18 protein-coding genes are annotated in these 17,229 nt (G+C 67.0%); 11 read left to right on the top strand and 7 right to left on the bottom strand.

The window, feature by feature from the left end:
• Positions 1–44: 44 nt before the first annotated feature.
• Entirely contained in the window at positions 45–449 is a 405-nt protein-coding gene (locus tag J2X92_RS26105) for a BLUF domain-containing protein (protein ID WP_307580191.1), read from the top strand.
• A gap of 52 nt (positions 450–501) precedes the next feature.
• On the opposite strand, the gene J2X92_RS26110 is transcribed toward J2X92_RS26105, so the two are convergent.
• Complete coding sequence (locus J2X92_RS26110) at positions 502–822, bottom strand: DUF2917 domain-containing protein (protein WP_307580193.1); 321 nt, start codon at positions 820–822, stop codon at positions 502–504.
• Positions 823–988: 166 nt separating this feature from the next.
• On the opposite strand from J2X92_RS26110, the gene J2X92_RS26115 reads away from it, so the two are divergent.
• Positions 989–1,972, top strand: a complete 984-nt coding sequence (locus tag J2X92_RS26115) for a LysR substrate-binding domain-containing protein (protein WP_307580195.1) — start codon at positions 989–991, stop codon at positions 1,970–1,972.
• 96 nt (positions 1,973–2,068) lie between these two features.
• Here J2X92_RS26115 and J2X92_RS26120 read toward each other — a convergent pair whose 3' ends face one another.
• On the bottom strand, positions 2,069–2,686 hold the full coding sequence (locus J2X92_RS26120) for a 5-formyltetrahydrofolate cyclo-ligase (RefSeq protein ID WP_307580197.1): 618 nt from the start codon (positions 2,684–2,686) through the stop codon (positions 2,069–2,071).
• A 36-nt stretch (positions 2,687–2,722) separates the two neighbouring features.
• Between J2X92_RS26120 and J2X92_RS26125 the strand changes: the two genes are divergently transcribed.
• The 7 genes from J2X92_RS26125 (at position 2,723) to otsA (ending at position 11,590) form a co-directional block, all read left to right on the top strand.
• Positions 2,723–4,726 carry a lytic transglycosylase domain-containing protein gene (locus J2X92_RS26125; protein ID WP_370878301.1) on the top strand — a complete coding sequence of 668 codons (2,004 nt, stop codon included), beginning with the start codon at positions 2,723–2,725 and terminating at the stop codon, positions 4,724–4,726.
• 1 nt (position 4,727) lies between these two features.
• On the top strand, positions 4,728–5,294 hold the full coding sequence (locus J2X92_RS26130; protein ID WP_307580201.1) for an MgtC/SapB family protein: 567 nt from the start codon (positions 4,728–4,730) through the stop codon (positions 5,292–5,294).
• Between the two features lie 96 nt (positions 5,295–5,390).
• A complete protein-coding gene (locus J2X92_RS26135) occupies positions 5,391–6,074 on the top strand; it encodes a glutathione S-transferase family protein (protein WP_307580203.1) in 684 nt (227 codons plus the stop codon).
• A 45-nt stretch (positions 6,075–6,119) separates the two neighbouring features.
• Complete coding sequence (locus J2X92_RS26140) at positions 6,120–7,379, top strand: multifunctional CCA addition/repair protein (RefSeq protein WP_307580205.1); 1,260 nt, start codon at positions 6,120–6,122, stop codon at positions 7,377–7,379.
• 107 nt (positions 7,380–7,486) lie between these two features.
• Entirely contained in the window at positions 7,487–8,263 is a 777-nt protein-coding gene (gene otsB / locus J2X92_RS26145) for a trehalose-phosphatase (RefSeq protein ID WP_307580234.1), read from the top strand.
• Positions 8,260–10,182, top strand: a complete 1,923-nt coding sequence (locus tag J2X92_RS26150; protein ID WP_307580207.1) for a glycoside hydrolase family 15 protein — start codon at positions 8,260–8,262, stop codon at positions 10,180–10,182. Before otsB ends, J2X92_RS26150 begins: the two co-directional genes overlap by 4 nt.
• Before the next feature lie 22 nt (positions 10,183–10,204).
• Positions 10,205–11,590 (top strand): alpha,alpha-trehalose-phosphate synthase (UDP-forming), encoded by a 1,386-nt coding sequence (otsA, locus tag J2X92_RS26155; RefSeq protein ID WP_307580209.1) that lies wholly within the window; start codon positions 10,205–10,207, stop codon positions 11,588–11,590.
• Between the two features lie 14 nt (positions 11,591–11,604).
• On the opposite strand, the gene J2X92_RS26160 is transcribed toward otsA, so the two are convergent.
• Positions 11,605–11,946, bottom strand: coding sequence for a hypothetical protein (locus J2X92_RS26160; RefSeq protein WP_307580211.1), 342 nt, complete (start codon positions 11,944–11,946; stop codon positions 11,605–11,607).
• A 173-nt stretch (positions 11,947–12,119) separates the two neighbouring features.
• Between J2X92_RS26160 and J2X92_RS26165 the strand changes: the two genes are divergently transcribed.
• The gene (locus J2X92_RS26165; protein ID WP_307580212.1) at positions 12,120–13,637 is read left to right on the top strand and encodes an aminotransferase-like domain-containing protein; all 1,518 of its coding nucleotides are present in this window, start codon (positions 12,120–12,122) and stop codon (positions 13,635–13,637) included.
• On the opposite strand, the gene J2X92_RS26170 is transcribed toward J2X92_RS26165, so the two are convergent.
• The 3 genes from J2X92_RS26170 to hisN are packed head-to-tail and all read right to left on the bottom strand — an operon-like array spanning position 13,610 to position 15,577.
• Positions 13,610–14,536 (bottom strand): ROK family protein, encoded by a 927-nt coding sequence (locus J2X92_RS26170; RefSeq protein WP_307580214.1) that lies wholly within the window; start codon positions 14,534–14,536, stop codon positions 13,610–13,612. The two genes, J2X92_RS26165 and J2X92_RS26170, sit on opposite strands and share 28 nt — an antisense overlap.
• Positions 14,537–14,580: 44 nt before the next feature.
• Complete coding sequence (locus J2X92_RS26175) at positions 14,581–14,775, bottom strand: DUF2905 domain-containing protein (RefSeq protein WP_307580216.1); 195 nt, start codon at positions 14,773–14,775, stop codon at positions 14,581–14,583.
• Between the two features lie 19 nt (positions 14,776–14,794).
• A complete protein-coding gene (hisN, locus tag J2X92_RS26180) occupies positions 14,795–15,577 on the bottom strand; it encodes a histidinol-phosphatase (RefSeq protein ID WP_307580218.1) in 783 nt (260 codons plus the stop codon).
• 101 nt (positions 15,578–15,678) lie between these two features.
• Between hisN and J2X92_RS26185 the strand changes: the two genes are divergently transcribed.
• Positions 15,679–16,077 carry a DUF5329 family protein gene (locus J2X92_RS26185; protein WP_307580220.1) on the top strand — a complete coding sequence of 133 codons (399 nt, stop codon included), beginning with the start codon at positions 15,679–15,681 and terminating at the stop codon, positions 16,075–16,077.
• 25 nt (positions 16,078–16,102) lie between these two features.
• Here the strand turns inward: J2X92_RS26185 and J2X92_RS26190 are convergent, their stop codons facing one another.
• Complete coding sequence (locus J2X92_RS26190; protein ID WP_307580222.1) at positions 16,103–16,987, bottom strand: TauD/TfdA dioxygenase family protein; 885 nt, start codon at positions 16,985–16,987, stop codon at positions 16,103–16,105.
• Positions 16,988–17,229 lie beyond the last annotated feature (242 nt).

Consider the following 17,229-nt stretch of genomic DNA (forward strand, 5'->3'; position numbering starts at 1 on the left):
CGGCAGCTTCATAAACTTCGCTCGTGTTCCGTCCCCGTTTCGCAATGACAGAAGAAGCAGCTCTCCACGAAGTCTTTTATTGCAGCATGCTCACGCAGGACCTGCCGCCAGCCACGGTCGGCTCGATCGTGACGCAGGCCCGCGCCCGCAATGCCCAGCACAGCATCACCGGCCTGCTCGTTTTCGACGGCATGCGCTTCTGCCAGCACCTGGAAGGACCGCAGGGCGCCGTGGAATCCTTGATGGAACGCATCGCGCAAGATCCCAGGCACACGTGCGTCAGGGTGGTCTATCGCGGGCCCTTGGCAGCCCGCCGCTACTCGGGCTTTGGCATGGGCCTGGCCGAAAGCGAGGGTCCCCATCTCATGGCCGGCGTCCATGCGCTGGAAGGGGAAGCCGCACTCAAGCATTTCCTGGCGCTGCAGCCCAGTTTCGACATCAACGCCTGAAAAACAAAAAAGGCGGCCGAAGCCGCCTTTCCGTCTGTGGGAAACCAGGCGCTCAGGCCGGATCCCACGAGTAGGTGGCGCCGTAGCCGTCCCACGCTTCCATGACGATGCGCTGGCCGGCGGCCACGGTCATCGACTCGCCCGGTGCCAGCACCAGGTCTTCACTGGGGGCGGCCGAAGTGGCGTCCGGCGTGATCCAGACTCGGCCCTGCTTGACCTTCAGCACGCTGGCCGACCGCGCCTTCAGGCTCATCGCCTCGCCGGGCGCAATCTGCCAGGCGCCGCGGCGCACGGCCGGCGGAACGGCGGTAGCGGTACGGGCGGCGGGCGCGAGGGTGGCGAGCGATTCGTTGGTGCAGACAGCGGTAGACATATGAAACTCCTTGGCGTTGCCGAATTGAGATTGCACAGACGGAGGCAATAGCGCAGTTCGGGAATGAATGATCGTTTTTGTGCCGTTGGCAGTCCAATGAAAACGAGGTAGCCTACTGATTCCGAATCCGCATCAATCGAAACCGAGGCCGCCCACGCCTTCATCCATGCAGCATTCCCAGACCCACCTGCGCTCGCGGCCCATTTCGGCCGGCCACCTGCGTGCCTTCGAGGCCGTGGCACGGCACCTGAACTTCCGGGCCGCCGCTGAAGAAATGGCGCTCACCCAGTCGGCCGTGAGCCGCCAGATCCAGTCGCTCGAGGAAGAAGTGGGCGTGTCGCTGTTCCTGCGGCACACGCGCGCGGTGGAGCTCACGAGCGCCGGGGCGCAATTGCTGCTGGCGGTGCAGCAGTCGCTGCCGCGCATCGATACGGCCGTGCGTCAGATTCGCCAGAGCGCCGGGCGAAAGAGCGTGTCGCTCACCACCTTTGCGTCTTTTGCATCGATGTGGCTCATCCCGAGGCTCGAGGCCTTTCAGCGCGACAACCCCGAGATCGACATCCGCATTGATGCCAGCGACGTGGCGGTCGACCTGGACGTGGCCGACGTCGACATTGCCCTGCGCTACGGAACGCGCGAAGCCATGCCGCCCACCGCGGTGCGCCTGTTCGGCGAAACGCTCACGCCGGTGGCGAGCCCCTGGCTATTGAAGAGCAGCCCGCCCATCAAGACCCCTGCCGACATCGCCCGCTTCACGCTGATCGAGGCCGGCGACGCGCACCGCACGCACCTCGAATGGCTGACCTGGCGGCGCTGGTTCGAAGTGAATGGCCTGGAGCGGGCGCAGCCCAAGCGCTGGCTCTATTTCAACTACGCCTACCAAATGGTCCAGGCCGCGCTCACCGGCCAGGGCGTGACGCTGGCGCGCAGTTCGCTCATCGCCGAAAGCCTGGCCAATGGCGACCTGGTCGAGGTGCTGCCGCAGCACCGCATGGATTCGCCGATGGGCTACTGGCTCATCGCTGGGCCGCGCAATGCGCTGCGGCCTGAAATCCGGGCGTTCTGGGACTGGCTGCAGGCCCAGGCCGTCACCACGCGCGAGACCATCGGCGAAGTGCCTGATCCGGACACGGTCGACAACATCGACTGAACGAAGCATCAGCGAGAGGTGGCCGCCGGGCCGCCCCAAGGCGGGCCACGCCTCCCCTCGGGGGGTGGAGTTACACGAAGTGAAAAGCCGGAGGGTTCAAGAAGTCGGCCAGACGACTCCGTTGTCGTTCAGGATCGCATCGAGCGGCAGGTCGTGCGGCCCGGGCTCAAAGTCTTCCAGAAAGCCGTTGGTGAATCCCAGTCCCACGGTGTAGGGGCGCGGCTCCAGCGCCGCCAGCGTGCGGTCGTAGAAGCCGCCGCCGTAGCCCAGCCGGTAGCCGCCCGCGCTGTAGCCCACGCAGGGCACGAACAGCAGCGTGGGCACGATCAGCTCGGTGTCCTTGGGTTTGGGAATGCCATAGGCGTCTTCTTCCATCTGGCACCCGGGGTACCAGGCATGGAAGGTCAGCGTCTTGTGCACCTTGTTCATCACCGGCAGCCCGATGCGGCGGCGCTGCGGCTCGTCGATGAGCTCGCCGTCTTCTTTCCAGCGATGCAGCGCGGGAAGCGGATCGAACTCGCCCTTGATCGGCCAGTAGGCGCCAATCACGGTCTCGGGCCGGCCGACCAGCCAGATCCGCATCACCCGCTGCAGCAGGTCGGCCCTGGCGAGCCGGTCGGGCATGGCCAGGCGCTGCTCGATCAGCGCTTTTCGCACCTGATCCTTGAGAAAACCCGTGGTCGCCGAGGTGTCGGCATCCTTTGACTTGTCCATAATCCCCCGATGCAGTTCCCAAGCATTTTGGCACCCATGTGCCATCGCCCGCTCCGCGCGGCGCCCGCACTCCTTTTTTCCGCCGTCTTGTACGCAGCCGCTTTGCTCTCGCAGCAGCCGGCGAGTGCGCAGACAAACACCAACGACGACGTGCTCATCCAGATGAAGCAGGCCTTCCAGCGCGGTGACAAAGGCCGCCTGGCGGCGCTGTTGCCGCAAGCGCGCGGCCATGCGCTCGAACCCTGGGCCGCCTACTGGGAGCTCAAGGCCCGGCTGCAGGAAGCGTCGGCCAGCGAAGTGCAGGACTTCTTCGCGCGCTATCCCGGCACCTACCAGGAAGACCGCCTGCGCAACGACTGGCTGCTGCTGCTGGGCCAGCGCCGCGACTGGGATGGCTTTGCATCCGCAGTGGCGGGCTTCCGCATGGGCGACGACCCGCAGGTGCGCTGCTACGCCGTCTTGGTCGAAGCTCTACGCACCGGCAGCGCCACACAGGCCCAGGCCGACGAAGTGCAACGCAGCTGGTTCAGCCAGAAAGAGGCGGACGACGGCTGTCTCACCGCCGCTGACCGCATGATCGCCGCCCGCCTGATGTCGACCAACGATGCCTGGAAGAAGGCGCGGCTGGCCATGGAGGCCAATCGCCCGCAGGCCGCGCGCGGGGCCGTGACCCTGGCCGCGCCCGATGCGCTGCCGCTGTTCGAAGAGCTCAACGCCAGCGCGGCCAAGTTCCTGACCGGCCGCGCCTTCGTGGCGGCCAAGTCGCGCAAGGAGCTGGTGGTGCTGGCACTCATCAAGGTGGCCGTGGCCGACCCCGACCAGGCCGCATCGCAACTCGACAGCAAGTGGGGTCCCATGCTGTCGGCCGAAGAACGCAACTGGCTCTGGGGCACCATCGGCCGCCAGGCTGCGAGCAAGCTTTCGCCGCTGGCCGGCAGCTACTTTGCCAACGTCTCCAAGAACGGCGACCTGTCCGACGACATGCTCGCGTGGCGCGTGCGCGCCGCGCTGCGCGCCGGCCAGTGGAAAGAAGTGGCGCCCGCCATCAACGCCATGAGCGACTCCGCCCAGCAAGAGCCGACCTGGATCTACTGGAAGGCGCGCGCACTCAGCGCCGCGGGCGGCGATGACCGCCGCGCCCAGGCGCGCGAGCTCTACCAGTCCATTGCCGGAACCCGCGGCTTCTATGAAATGCTGGCGCTCGAAGAGCTCGGCCAACGCATCGTCGTGCCCACGCGGCCGGCACCGCTCACACCCGAAGAGAAGAACGCAGCGCGCAGCAACATCGCGCTCAACCGTGCGCTCTATGCCATCGCCATCGGGCTGCGCCCGGAGGGCACGCGCGAATGGAACTACGCCACCAACCTGCACGACAAGGGCGGCATGGACGACCGTGCGCTGCTGGCCGCGGCCGACTTCGCCTGCCAGCGCGAGGTGTGGGACCGCTGCATCAACACCAGCGAACGCACCAAGGGCACGATCGACATGGAGCAGCGCTTTCCGATGCCGTTCCACGACACGGTGCTGCGCAAGAGCCAGGACATCGGGCTCGACCCCGCCTACGTGTACGGGCTGATCCGCCAGGAAAGCCGCTTCATCATGGACGCGCGCTCCGGCGTGGGCGCCTCGGGCCTGATGCAGGTCATGCCGGCCACCGCACGCTGGACCGCGCGCAAGATCGGCATGAACGACTTCACGCCAGGGCAGATCAACGACCGCGAGACCAACATCACCATCGGCACCAACTACCTGAAGCTCGCGCTCGACGATTTCGACGGCTCCATGGCACTGGCCGCCGCGGCCTACAACGCCGGCCCCGGCCGGCCGCGCAGCTGGCGCAACGGCCCGGTCATGGACGCCGCGATCTGGGCCGAGAACGTGCCCTTCAACGAAACGCGCGACTACGTGAAGAAGGTGCTCGCCAACACCACCAACTACGCGGCGCTGATCAGCGGACGCCCTCAATCGCTGAAGGAACGCCTCGGCCGGGTCGGACCGCGCGACGCCTCGGAGCCGGAGCCCAACAAGGACCTCCCCTGAGATGAGCTGGACCGCCGAGGTACTCGACACCATCGCGGCCGAGTTCTCGGACGTGGGCGACGTCGCCCAGTTCACGCGCATCGTCGTGCGCCTGATGCTTGCGGCGGTGCTCGGCTTCATGCTGGGCTTCGAGCGCGAGCAGCAGGGCAAGGCGGCGGGCGTCCGCACTCACATGCTGGTCGCCATTGGCTCGGCGATGTTCGTGCTGATTCCACAGCAGACCGGTATCGTGCCGGCCGACATGAGCCGGGTGATCCAGGGCCTGGTGGCCGGCGTGGGTTTTCTCTGCGCCGGCACCATCCTCAAGCAGGGCCGGGACGAACACCAGGTGCAGGGCCTCACCACCGCCGCGGGGCTGTGGATGACGGCCGCCATCGGCATGGCCTGCGGGCTCGGCCGCGAAGTGACCGCGGTCTTGAGCGCGCTGCTGGCACTGGCCGTGCTTGCGCTGGTGCCGCGCCTGGTGGACCTGGTCGAACGCATGGTCGGGCCGCGGCGCGGTGGCGACGGCGGTTCCGGCGAGTCGCCCCGCGTGATCGCTTCGCCTGACGAGAAGCCGCCGCGCTGAGCCGCATCAATTCGCGCTAGCTTCGGCATCAATCCGGGCGTACGGCCGCGCTAGCATTGAAGGTTTCTCATCTCATCCGAACCGCGGGATCACACGATGCGCAAGCTCTACATCGGCAACAAGAACTACTCGTCCTGGTCCATGCGGCCCTGGGTGCTCATGAAGCAGGCCGGCATTCCGTTCGAAGAGGTGATGGTGCGCTTCGACTCCTTCGAAGCCGAGTCGCAGTTCAAGAACACCATCGGCGCACTCAATCCGGTGGCGAAGGTGCCGGTGCTGGTTGACGGCGACCTGGTGGTGTGGGACACGCTGGCCATTGCCGAATACCTGGCCGAGAGCTTCCCGGAAAAGCAGCTCTGGCCCCGCGCCGTCGCCGACCGGGCCCGCGCGCGCAGCGTCTGCGCCGAGATGCATTCGGGCTTCAGCAACCTTCGCAACCTGTGCGTCATGAACATCGAGGCTTCGCTGCCCCACGTCGGCGCACGGCTGCTGAAGGACAACCCCGGCCTGCAGGACGAGATCGACCGCATCGTGCAGATGTGGACCGGGCTGCTCGACGCGCATGGCGGCCCGATGCTGTTCGGCGAATTCAGCATTGCCGACGCCTACTTTGCGCCGGTGGGCACGCGCATCAAGACCTACGGATTGCCAGTGACACCGGTCGTCTCTGCCTACATCGAGCGGGTACAAGCTTTGCCCGGCATCAAGGCATGGATCGATGATGCGCTGGCCGAGAAGGACTTCCTGCAGTTCGAGGAGCCCTACCGCACCGGGCGCTGAGTCGCGTCGGCTCCAGGGAAGCCGTCGTATCCCTACACTGGACGCATGAAAACCTATCTCGTCGGCGGTGCGCTGCGCGACCGGCTGCTCGGGCGGCCGGTGTCGGACCACGACTGGCTGGTGGTGGGTGCGACGCCCGAAGAAATGGTCTCGCGCGGCTACCTGCCCGTGGGGCGCGACTTTCCGGTGTTTTTGCACCCGCGCACGCGCGAGGAGTACGCCCTCGCCCGCACCGAGCGCAAGAGCGCTCCGGGCTACCGGGGCTTCACCGTGCATGCCTCGCCCGACGTCACCCTGGAACAGGACCTGGCGCGGCGCGACCTGACGGTCAATGCGATTGCAATGCCTGCGAAGTTCGTGCAGGCCGACGGCAGTTTCGAACCCGACCCCCGCAAGCTGGCCGATCCCTTCCATGGCCGGCGCGACCTGGAGCAGCGGCTGCTGCGCCATGTCACCGACGCCTTTCGCGAAGACCCGGTGCGCATCCTCCGGGTGGCCCGTTTTGCTGCGCGCTTCGACGACTTCTCGGTCGCACCCGAAACCATGGCGCTGATGAGTGAGATGGTCGAAGCCGGCGAAACCGATGCGCTGGTGGCCGAGCGCGTGTGGCAGGAACTGTCGCGCGGCCTGATGGAAACCCGTCCATCGCGCATGTTCGAGGTGCTGCGGGCTTGCGGCGCGCTGGCCGTGCTGCTGCCCGAGGTCGACCGGCTCTGGGGCGTGCCGCAGTCCGCCGAGCATCATCCCGAAGTCGACACCGGCGTGCATCTGATGATGGTCATCGACACCAGCGCCAGGCTCGACGCGCCGCTGCCGGTGCGCTTTGCCTGTCTGATGCACGACCTCGGCAAGGGCACGACCAGCCCCGAGGAGCTGCCGCGCCACCCCGGCCACGAGAAGCGCAGCGCCCAACTGCTGCAGGCGGCGTGCGACCGCTGGCGCGTGCCGGTGGATGTTCGCGAACTGGCCGAGGTGGTGGCGCGCGAGCACGGCAACATCCATGGCAGCGGCCAGCTCGAGGCGGCGGAGCTGGTGCGGCTGCTGGAGCGTTGCGACGCCTTCCGCAAGCCGGCCCGCTTTGCCGACGCGCTGCTGGCCTGCGAATGCGACTCACGCGGCCGGCTGGGCTTCGAGGACCAGCCCTACCCGCAGCGCGAGCGGCTGCTTGCGGTGCTCGCCGCGGCCTCCGGGGTGGCCACCGATGCGGTAGCGCGGGCAGCGCAGCAGTCGGGCGCCGCGGGGCCGCAGATCGGCGAGGCGATCCATCGCGCCCGGGTCGAGGCGGTGGCTGCGTCGCTGGGCTGAAGCCCGATTCAATTGCGACGGCGCCCGCCGCCGTCCGTCCAAACGCGCGCGGGGCTTTGGCCGACACGGCAAATGCCAGGCCCGTGTTATGGTTTTCACCGATGCCAATGCCCTCTCAGACGCCTCCCCCGCTGGGCCGAGACACCGCCCTCTTTCTCGACTTCGACGGCACGCTGGTCGCGCTTGCGCCGACTCCGGAAGCCATCGAGGTCCCCCCTGCGCTGGTGGCCCTGCTGCAAGACCTGCGCGACCAGCTCGGCGGCGCCCTGGCTGTGGTGTCGGGCCGCCAGATCGACGCGATCGACCGTTTTCTCGCTCCGCTGCGGCTGCCGGCCGCCGGCGAACACGGCGTGCAGCGGCGCGACCCGCAGGGCCGCATGCAGGAACAGCGCGCCCCCGACCTCGCGCCCATTCTCGACATCGCCAACGAACTGGCCCGCGTGCATGAAGGCCTCTTGGTCGAACGCAAGCACGCGGCCATTGCGCTGCACTACCGGCTTGCGCCGCAGCTGGAGGCGGTGTGCCGGGACGCCATGTCGCGCGCCATTGCGGGCCGGCCCCAGCTTGAGCTGATGCACGGCAAGTTCGTGTTCGAGGTCAAGCCCACAGGCATCAACAAGGGCATTGCCATCGAGGCTTTCATGAACGAGGCTCCGTTTGCGGGACGCACGCCGGTCTTCGCAGGCGACGACACTACCGATGAGAGCGGCTTTGCCGTAGTGCAGCCGCGCGGTGGCATCGGCATCAAGGTGGGCTCGGGGCCCAGCCTGGCGCTGCACCGGCTCGAATCGCCGCGGGCGGTCTTCGAATGGCTGGTGCAGGCGCGCGACAGCCTGGCTGCGCCACAACACAAGAAAGACGAGTCCCCGAGGAGCCCTGAATGAGTGAGTTGCAACTGTCGAAGGCACCCGAGGATCGCGCGGGTGCCTCCGTTTCCGGCGCGGCCAGGCCGGCCGAGTCGGCGCCCGTGAATCCGCGTGCCGCAGTGCAGGCGGTGCCGCGCGGCTTCGGGCCGCCGGCGGAGCCTTCGCTCAACGTGGGCGTGATCGGAAACTGCGCCTACAGCGCGCTCATCGACGCGCGCGGACGCGCCGTGTGGTGCTGCCTGCCGCGCTTTGACGGCGACCCGGTGTTCAACGCCCTGCTGCACCCCGGTGAAGAGGCCGGCGCCTGGGCCATCGAGATCGAGGACTTCGCCTCCAGCAAGCAGTGGTACGAGCCCAATACCGCGGTGCTGCGCACGCAGCTTTACGACAGCGCCGGCCAGGGCATCGAGATCACCGACTTTGCGCCGCGCTTCTACAGCCGATCGCGCTACTTCCGGCCGCTCATGATGGTGCGCCGCGTGCGGCCGATTGCCGGCGCGCCGCGCATCCGCGTGGCGCTCGATCCGCGCTTCCAGTGGGGTGCCACGGCGCCGCTGGAGGTCACGCGCGGCAGCAACCACATCCGCTATGTGGGGCCGGACGTGACGCTGCGGCTCAACACCGACGCCTCGATCTCGCACATTCTGTCGCGCCAGCCTTTCGTGATCTCGCGCGAATACAACTTCATGTTCGGCGTGGACGAGACGCTGCTCGACGGCATTGCCGACACCGCGCGCAGCTTCGAGCAGGAAACCATTGCCTACTGGCGCACCTGGAGCAAGCGGCTCGCAATTCCGTTCGAATACCAGGACGCGGTGATCCGCGCGGCCATCACGCTCAAGCTCTCGCTCTATGAAGACACCGGCGCCATCGTCGCCGCCATGACCACGAGCATTCCCGAGGCGCCGGGCAGCCAGCGCAACTGGGACTACCGCTACTGCTGGCTGCGCGACGCCTTTTTCGTGGTGCGCGCGCTCAACTCGCTGAGCGAGGTGGGCACCATGGAAGACTACCTGCGCTGGCTCGGCAACGTGGTGATCGGATCGCACGGCGAGCACATCCAGCCGCTCTACGGCATTGGGCTGGAGCGCGAGCTGCCCGAGTCGATGGTCGAGGGCCTCGCGGGTTATCGCGGCATGGGTCCGGTGCGCGTGGGCAACCAGGCACAGGAGCATTTTCAGCACGACGTCTACGGCAACATCGTGCTCGGCTCAGCGCAGGCCTTTCATGACCACCGCCTGCTCGCCCGCGCGGGCGTGGCGGAGTTTCCGCACCTGGAGGCCGTGGGCGAACAGGCGATCCGCGTGTATGGCACGCCCGACGCCGGCATGTGGGAGCTGCGCACCCGGGCCCGCGTGCACACCAGCTCCGCATTGATGAGTTGGGCCGCCTGCGACCGGCTCGCCAAGATCGCGCGCACGTTGGAGCTGCCCGAGCGTGCGGCGTACTGGCACGGCCACGCGGCGCGCATGAAGGAGGAAATCCTGGACAAGTCATGGTGCGAGGAACGCCAGGCCTTTGCCGAAAGCTTTGGCGGCCATGAACTCGACGCCAGCATCCTGCTGATGGTGGAGGTGGGCCTCATCGACGCGCGCGACCCGCGCTTCATCTCCACCGTCGACGCCATGGAAAAGTCGCTCTGCGACGGGCCCTACATGCGCCGCTACGAAGCGGCCGACGACTTCGGCAAGCCCGAGACGGCCTTCAACATCTGCACCTTCTGGCGCATCGACGCACTCGCCAAGATCGGCCGTAAGGCCGAGGCACGCCAGATCTTCGAGACCATGCTGGCGGCGCGCAACCCGCTCGGGCTGCTGTCGGAAGACACGCATCCGGTCACGGGTGAGATGTGGGGCAACTTTCCGCAGACCTATTCGATGGTCGGCATCATCAATGCAGCCGTGCGGCTGTCGGCACCATGGGACTCGTGCATATGAGCGCAGCGCCAGGGGTGCACCCATGAGCCGGCTCGTCGTCGTTTCTAACCGCGTGGCGGACCCGCGCAAGCCGGCCGCGGGCGGCCTGGCCGTTGCCCTTGGCGAAAGCCTGCAGCAAAGCGGTGGCCTGTGGTTCGGCTGGAGTGGACAGATCGTAGAAGACGGCCCGACGGGCGAAGGCGAGCTGCATGTGCTGCAGGCGGGCAAGGTCTCCCTCGCCACCATCGACCTGAGCCGCGACGATCACGACAGCTACTACCTGGGCTACAGCAACGACGTGCTGTGGCCGGTGTTTCACAACCGGCTCGATCTGGCCCATTTCGAGGCCGGCTTCATCGGCGGCTACCGGCGCGTGAACCAGCTGTTCGCGCGCAAGCTGATGCCGCTTTTGAAGCCCGACGACATCATCTGGATTCACGACTACCACCTGATGCCGCTGGCAGCCGAGCTGCGCGCCATGGGCTGCAGGCAGCGCATCGGTTTCTTCCTGCACATTCCGCTGCCGCCGCAGATCATCATCGCGGCCGTCCCGCAGCACGAATGGCTCATGCGCTCGCTGTTTTCCTACGACCTGATCGGCTTCCAGGCGCAGCAGGACGTGCAGCATTTCGAGCACTACGTGCGCAACGAAGCCCATGGCGAATACTTGGGCGACGACATGTACCGCGCCTATGGGCAGACGGTGCGTTGCAGCGCCTTCCCGATCGGCATCGACGTCGACGAGTTCGCGGCGCTCACGCACGCCAAGGAGTCGCGCGACATGTTCGAGACCATGAAGCGCGAGTATTCGCAGCGCCGGTTGCTGCTGGGCATCGACCGGCTCGACTATTCCAAGGGCATTCCGCAGCGGGTGCGGGCCTTTCGCGAGTTGCTGGCCAACTACCCCGAGAACCGGCGCAGCGCCACGCTGATCCAGATTGCGTCGCCCACGCGCGAAACGGTCGATGCCTATGGCGACATACGGCGCGAGCTCGAGTCGCTCTGCGGCGCCATCAACGGCGACTACGGCGAGCTCGACTGGATGCCGGTGCGCTACATCCACCGCATGGTGGCGCGCAAGCGCGTGCCGGGGCTCTGCCGCGCCGCGGCGGTCGGGCTGGTGACGCCGCTGCGCGACGGCATGAACCTCGTCGCCAAGGAGTACATCGCGGCACAAGACCCGGCAGATCCGGGCGTGCTGGTGCTGTCGCGCTTTGCCGGTGCGGCCGAGCAGCTGAAGGAAGCGCTGCTGGTGAATCCGTACGACACCCACGGCACGGCCGAAACCGTGCAGCAGGCGCTGCAGATGCCGCTCGAGGAGCGGCGCGAGCGGCACCAGAAGCTGCTCTCGCGCATCCGCGAGCAAGACATCCATTGGTGGCGGCGCAGCTTTCTCGAAGCGCTGCGGCACGCCGCGAGCCAGCGCTAGGCGAAGCCAGCCGATCAGGTGCCGGTCAAGAGCCGCACCAGCCGCATCACGGGCCGCGGCTCAGCGGGACGGGCGGCCGGTGCCGGGGCCTGCTGCGGTGCATGCACGCGCAGCCGCACCGGCGTGAGCGCCGACAGCTCGATCCAGCCGCCTCGTTCCAGGCGATGCACGTCGCCTTCGGCCAGCAGGCTCTTCACGGTGAACACGGTGTCGCCGAACCATGACGGCGGCGACACCAGTTGTGCCCGGCCCTCCAGCACTTCGAGCCAGGTTGCGGGGTCGAGCGCGGTGCGCAGGGACTGCCCGGCCTGCAAGGTGACGGTGTCGGGCAGTGGATCGAGCGTGATGGGTTGCATGGCGCGGCTTTCGGAGTGGATGCGGCCATCGTAGGAATTCGGCCGCTCAAAAAACAGGCACACGCCAAGGCGATTCGCACCGGAACAGCGGGCGGCCGAGCACATCTGTTATGGTCGTTTTCCTTTGCAACTGCATCTGTTTTCGGATGCGCGATAGGGGGAGCATCGACGCCATGGATTCGCTACCGCTCTACCGCCAGCTCGCAGCGCACTACGTGGACGCGATTCACACCGGCTCGCTCAAGCAGGGCGACAAGCTGCCGTCGCTGCGCAGTCTGATGCGCCTGCACGACATCAGCCTTTCGACCGCGCTGCAACTGTGCCGCACGATGGAGAGCGATGGATGGGTCGAGGCACGCGACCGGTCGGGGTATTTCGTGCGCCGGCCGCGGCGCCTGGCCATTGCGCCGATGGAGGAGCCGGCCGCCGGCGTGCCGCCCGATCCGGCGCAGTACGTGGGCATCCATGCGAAGGTGTCGGACTTCGTGGCGCGCCGCCGACAGATTCCCGAGAAGCTCAACCTCTCGATCGCGCGTGGCGCGCCCGAGCTGTACCCGGCCGAGGCGCTGCGCAATGCGATGACGCGCATGCTGCGCCAGCAGCCCGAGATGCTGGCGGTCGCGTCGCCGCTGAAAGGCCATCGCCAGTTCCGCGAGGTGCTCGCGCAGCGCAGCCTGCGCGTGGGCATGGCGATCTCGCCAGACGATATCCTGGTCACCAACGGCTGCATCGAGGCGCTCAACCTCGCGCTGCGCGCCGTGGCTCAGCCGGGCGACACGGTGGCGGTGGAGTCGCCCACCTTCTACGGCCTGCTGCAGGTGCTCGAGAGCCTTGGCATGCGTGCGCTGGAGATCCCGACCAGCCCGCAGACCGGCCTTTCGATCGAGGCGCTGGAGCTGGCAATCAGCACCTACGACAACATCAAGGCCGTGGTGGTGGTACCGCATTTGCAGAACCCGCTGGGCAGCGTGATGCCCGACGCTCACAAGGCGCGGCTCGCGCAACTGTGCGAGCGGCATGCCATTCCGCTGATCGAGGACGATACCTACAGCGAACTGGTCGACGCCCCGACGCCGCCGCGAGCGCTCAAGTCGTGGGACACCAGCGGCAACGTGATTCATTGCGCATCGCTGCACAAGATTCTTGCGCCCGGCCTGCGGCTGGGCTGGATCACGGCCGGACGCTGGCAGGCACGGGTGGAGATGCTCAAGTTTGCGCAGACGCGCAACAACGAAGGGCTCTCGCAAGGCGCGGCGGGCCTTTTCATGGGCACCGGCGCCTACGACCGCCATCTGCGCCATCTGCGCGGCTGCCTCAAGACGCAGCGCGAGCAGACAGCCGACGCGATTGCCAGCTACTTTCCCGCGGGCACGCGCATCAACCTGCCGCCCGGTGGGCTCCAGCTGTGGGTCGAGCTGCCCGAGCGGCTTTCATCTTCGAGGGTCTTCGATGCGGCGCTGGTCGAGCGCATCGTGGTGGCGCCCGGCACGCTGTTCTCCAACTCGTCGCGCTTCGACCACTACCTGCGCATCAATTGCGGCTGGCCTTACGGTGAAGCCGTCGACACCGGTTTGCGCCGCCTGGGCCAGATCATCGAGACGCTGAGCCGTGGGGCCGGCGCAGGGACTGCATCGCCCCCCTGGCCGTCCGAAGCAAGCCGGCTTCAGTCGAGCAGCGCCAGGGCCGCGTAGTCGCCGACCTTTTCGCCGAGCCCGGCGGGCACCAGCATCACGCCGCGCGTGAGCGGGAGCAGCTTGCCGTCGACCTGCGCCTGCAGCCGCGGCAGCAGAAATTCCCGGTGGTGCCAGAACACGCTGCCGCCCAGGCTGATGCGCTGGAGATCGAGCGTGGCCACCAGGTTGTAGATCATCCGGCCCATGACACGGCACAGGGCATCGACGATCTCGACGGCGTGGGCTTCTCCGCCCGAGGCGGCCGCAAACAACTCGGGCGCAGGCTGCCCCAGGCGGCGCGCGATGGAGTTGCCGGCTACCAATGCCTCCACGTCGCCAAGGTTGCCGCATCCGCAGAGCGCGCCGCTCGCATCGTCAGCCACGAAGCTGTGGCCCGCATGTCCGGCGTTGCCGTTCTTGCCGCGCAGGGCGCGGCCATCGACACACAGGCCCACGCCCACGCCGGTGCTCCAGGTGACGTAGGCGCAGTGATCCAGGCCTTGCAGCGCGCCCCAATGGCGCTCTGCCTCGAGCGCAGCCACGGCATCGTTCTCGACCCGCACGCTGCCGAAGCGCTGGACCAGCGGTGCTTCGATAAGCGCGGTCATCCAGTTGTTGGGCAAACCGCGCGCCGGACCGGCAATGCCGCCGCAGATGTTGGGCGTAGCCAGTTCCACCATGCCGTCCCTCAGTTCGAAAGGGCCCGCTGACGACACGCCCACGCGATCGATGCTTGCGACATCGACGCCTTGCTCGGCGCAGGCTTCCTCGATCATCCGAATGATCTGCACGGCCACGGCATCGTTGTCGCCGGTCTTGGCAGTCGGCTCGCTGCGGCGGCCGACCAGCGGCGCATCGCTCGAGGGGGAAAGGCTCACGGCCACCTTGGTGCCGCCGATGTCGACGCAGGCTCTCATCGCGTGGTTCTTCTCTTTTCGGATGTGGGGTTCATCGGTCTGCTCTAAATGAAGCGCGCGACCAGCGCGGCAATCATGCTGAGCACCAGAGTGCTGGAGATCGGCAGCTGCCAGTGGCGGCCGAAAGCGCGAAATTCGAAATCGCCGGGCAGGCGCCCGAAGCCGAACCGGCGCAGCCAGGCGGTGAGGCCGCTCATGAGCACCAGGGCAAGGACGACGACGATCAGCCAGCGGATCATGGAAACAGTCTAGGCCGGTTCAAGCCCGCGCGGCGAGGATGGCCATCGTCTGCCTGTGGAGTTCGGGCGTGGCCGCGGCAATGACCCGGCCATCGGACTCCAAGCCCAGCGGCTGGCCCTGCCAGTCGGTGATGACACCGCCCGCGGCCTCGATCAGGCCCGCGGGCCCGAGGTAGTCGTAGGGCTGCAGGCCGGTTTCAACCACGAGGTCGATGGTGCCGCCGGCCAGCTGGGCATAGCCGTAGCAATCGCCACCAAAGCGCCGCATGGCGCATTGACGGCTGAGCCGATCGAAGGCCTGCCAGTCGGCCGGCGCAAAGATGTCGGGCGAGGTGGTGACGATGCGCGCCTTGGCCACCTCGATGCAGCCGCTCGCGCGCACCGGCTGTCCGTCGCGCGTCGCGCCCTTGCCGAGCTGGCCGATCCAGCGCTCTTTCAGCACCGGCATGTCGACCATGCCAAGCACCACGCGCGGGCCCTGCAGCACGCCGATCAGCGTACCCCACAGCGGCGATCCGGTGATGAAGCTGCGCGTGCCGTCGATGGGGTCGAGCACCCAGACGCGCTCGGCATCGAGGCGTTCGAGGCCGTGCTCCTCGCCGAAGATGCCATCGGCCGCGGCACGCTCGCCCAGGATCTCGCGCATGGCCGTTTCGGCGGCGCGGTCCGCCAGCGTCACGGGGCTCGCGTCGGCCTTGGTGACGATGTCGAGCGGCGTGCGGAAGTAATGCATCGATTGCGCGGCGGCCGCGTCGGCCAGCGCATTGGCAATCGACAAAAGATCGGGGGTTGGGGGGCTCATGGAGAAGTCACGCGTGCCAAAAACTGCAATTAGACCCGAGCCCGGCCGGTTTGACATGCCAGGGGGCCTGGACCTAGCATGGGCCGAACTCCCGCTTATCCATGCCGTCCTCATTCCGACTTTTTCGCACCACCCTGTTCGCACTTTTGCTCGCGGCAGTGGCCGCGCTGGCGCAGGCCACCCCTTCCGCATCTGAGCAGAAGCTCATCGACACACTGATTCTTCGCGTCTCGAACATGAAGACGATGACCTTCATGCGCAATGGCGACGAGCACAACGCCGCCGACGCCGCGAAGCACATGCAAGCCAAGTTCGACCACTTCAAGGACGAGATCGTCACTGCGGAAGACTTCATCGACCGCTGCGCCTCGCGCTCCGAGATGACGGGCAAGCCCTACCAGGTGAAGATGCCGAACGGTGCGGTGAGAGACGCCAAAGAATTCCTCACCGCTGAGCTGCGCACGCTGCGCAAGGGCGGTGGCAAGCCTGCTGCCAGCTGAAAAAGATCGGCTCGCCGCCCCTTTTTCAGAACGGCGTGTCGCCGGCGATGGTGGTGCGGTTCAGGCGGCGTCGCAGGTGATCGGGCGTGCCGGCCGCCAGGTGCATCAGCGAGCGGTTGTCCCAGAACACCAGGTCGTGCGGCGCCCACCGGTGGCGGTACACGAACTCGGGCTTTACGCTGTGCGCGAACAGCTCGGCCAGTAGCGCATCGCTCTCTTCCTGCGGCAGCCCGACGACGCGCGTCGTGAAATGCTCGCTGACGAAAAGCGCTTTTCGGCCCGTCTCGGGATGCGTACGCACGACCGGCTGCACCGCAGGCGTGACCTGGTCGATCTGCGCCTGCGAGAGCTTCGGCCGCCACGGGTTCTTGGCGCGCAGCTCTTCGTACTTGGCAAGGTAGCTGTGCTCGGCCTTGAGCGGCAGGATGCGCTGCTGCAGTTCCGGGCGGAGCGCTTCCCACGCGAGATGCTGATCGGCAAAGAGCGTGTCGCCGCCCTCGCTCGGCAGCTCTTGCGCATGCAGCAGGGAGCCGAGGCTCGGCTGGGGCTTGTAGGAGAGGTCGGAGTGCCAGTAGGCACCCGCATCGCCCAGGCCGATGGGCTCGCCGTTTTCCTTGACGTTGCTGACGATCAGGATCTCGGGGTGGTTCTTTAAATGAAACTGGTGCAGCACGTGGATTTCGAGCGGGCCAAAACGGCGGCTGAAGTCGATGTGCTCGGCGGGGGTGATCTGTTGGTTGCGGAATACCAGGACGTGGTGGTCGAGGTGTGCGCGGTGGATGCGGGCGAAATCTTCGTTGTTAATGGGCTTGGAGATGTCCAGGCCCAGGATTTCTGCGCCTACGGGGGCGGGGAAGGGCCGCACTTCGAAGTGCTGCGCAGGGGCTTCTGTCTTTGGGGAAGCGGTCATACCGCCAATGTAGGTTTCGCGGGGCGTTTGATCAACGAACTCTTCGTTGGTAACTTATGGTTTTTTTATTTCCCGAGGCCGGGTCTCGCCCCGGCGGGCGACTCACTTTCTTTGCTTCGCCAAAGAAAGTAAGCAAAGAAAGGCGACCCCTACTGTCTGCGTCCCTTCGCTGCGCTACGGGAAACCTGCGGTGCTCGACTCCGGCGGGGGTCCGCAGAACTCGCTTCGCTCAAACAGCTGCG

The organism is Variovorax paradoxus, assembly GCF_030811855.1.
Taxonomy (GTDB): Bacteria; Pseudomonadota; Gammaproteobacteria; order Burkholderiales; family Burkholderiaceae_C; genus Variovorax; species Variovorax paradoxus_L.

Bases quoted from the DNA above. Each gene is read 5' to 3' on its own strand.
- J2X92_RS26105 (WP_307580191.1), top strand. From the start codon at position 45: ATGACAGAAGAAGCAGCTCTCCACGAAGTCTTTTATTGCAGCATGCTC.
- J2X92_RS26110 (WP_307580193.1), bottom strand. From the start codon at position 822: ATGTCTACCGCTGTCTGCACCAACGAATCGCTCGCCACCCTCGCGCCC.
- J2X92_RS26115 (WP_307580195.1), top strand. From the start codon at position 989: ATGCAGCATTCCCAGACCCACCTGCGCTCGCGGCCCATTTCGGCCGGC.
- J2X92_RS26120 (WP_307580197.1), bottom strand. From the start codon at position 2,686: ATGGACAAGTCAAAGGATGCCGACACCTCGGCGACCACGGGTTTTCTC.
- J2X92_RS26125 (WP_370878301.1), top strand. From the start codon at position 2,723: ATGTGCCATCGCCCGCTCCGCGCGGCGCCCGCACTCCTTTTTTCCGCC.
- J2X92_RS26130 (WP_307580201.1), top strand. From the start codon at position 4,728: ATGAGCTGGACCGCCGAGGTACTCGACACCATCGCGGCCGAGTTCTCG.
- J2X92_RS26135 (WP_307580203.1), top strand. From the start codon at position 5,391: ATGCGCAAGCTCTACATCGGCAACAAGAACTACTCGTCCTGGTCCATG.
- J2X92_RS26140 (WP_307580205.1), top strand. From the start codon at position 6,120: ATGAAAACCTATCTCGTCGGCGGTGCGCTGCGCGACCGGCTGCTCGGG.
- otsB (WP_307580234.1), top strand. From the start codon at position 7,487: ATGCCCTCTCAGACGCCTCCCCCGCTGGGCCGAGACACCGCCCTCTTT.
- J2X92_RS26150 (WP_307580207.1), top strand. From the start codon at position 8,260: ATGAGTGAGTTGCAACTGTCGAAGGCACCCGAGGATCGCGCGGGTGCC.
- otsA (WP_307580209.1), top strand. From the start codon at position 10,205: ATGAGCCGGCTCGTCGTCGTTTCTAACCGCGTGGCGGACCCGCGCAAG.
- J2X92_RS26160 (WP_307580211.1), bottom strand. From the start codon at position 11,946: ATGCAACCCATCACGCTCGATCCACTGCCCGACACCGTCACCTTGCAG.
- J2X92_RS26165 (WP_307580212.1), top strand. From the start codon at position 12,120: ATGGATTCGCTACCGCTCTACCGCCAGCTCGCAGCGCACTACGTGGAC.
- J2X92_RS26170 (WP_307580214.1), bottom strand. From the start codon at position 14,536: ATGAGAGCCTGCGTCGACATCGGCGGCACCAAGGTGGCCGTGAGCCTT.
- J2X92_RS26175 (WP_307580216.1), bottom strand. From the start codon at position 14,775: ATGATCCGCTGGCTGATCGTCGTCGTCCTTGCCCTGGTGCTCATGAGC.
- hisN (WP_307580218.1), bottom strand. From the start codon at position 15,577: ATGAGCCCCCCAACCCCCGATCTTTTGTCGATTGCCAATGCGCTGGCC.
- J2X92_RS26185 (WP_307580220.1), top strand. From the start codon at position 15,679: ATGCCGTCCTCATTCCGACTTTTTCGCACCACCCTGTTCGCACTTTTG.
- J2X92_RS26190 (WP_307580222.1), bottom strand. From the start codon at position 16,987: ATGACCGCTTCCCCAAAGACAGAAGCCCCTGCGCAGCACTTCGAAGTG.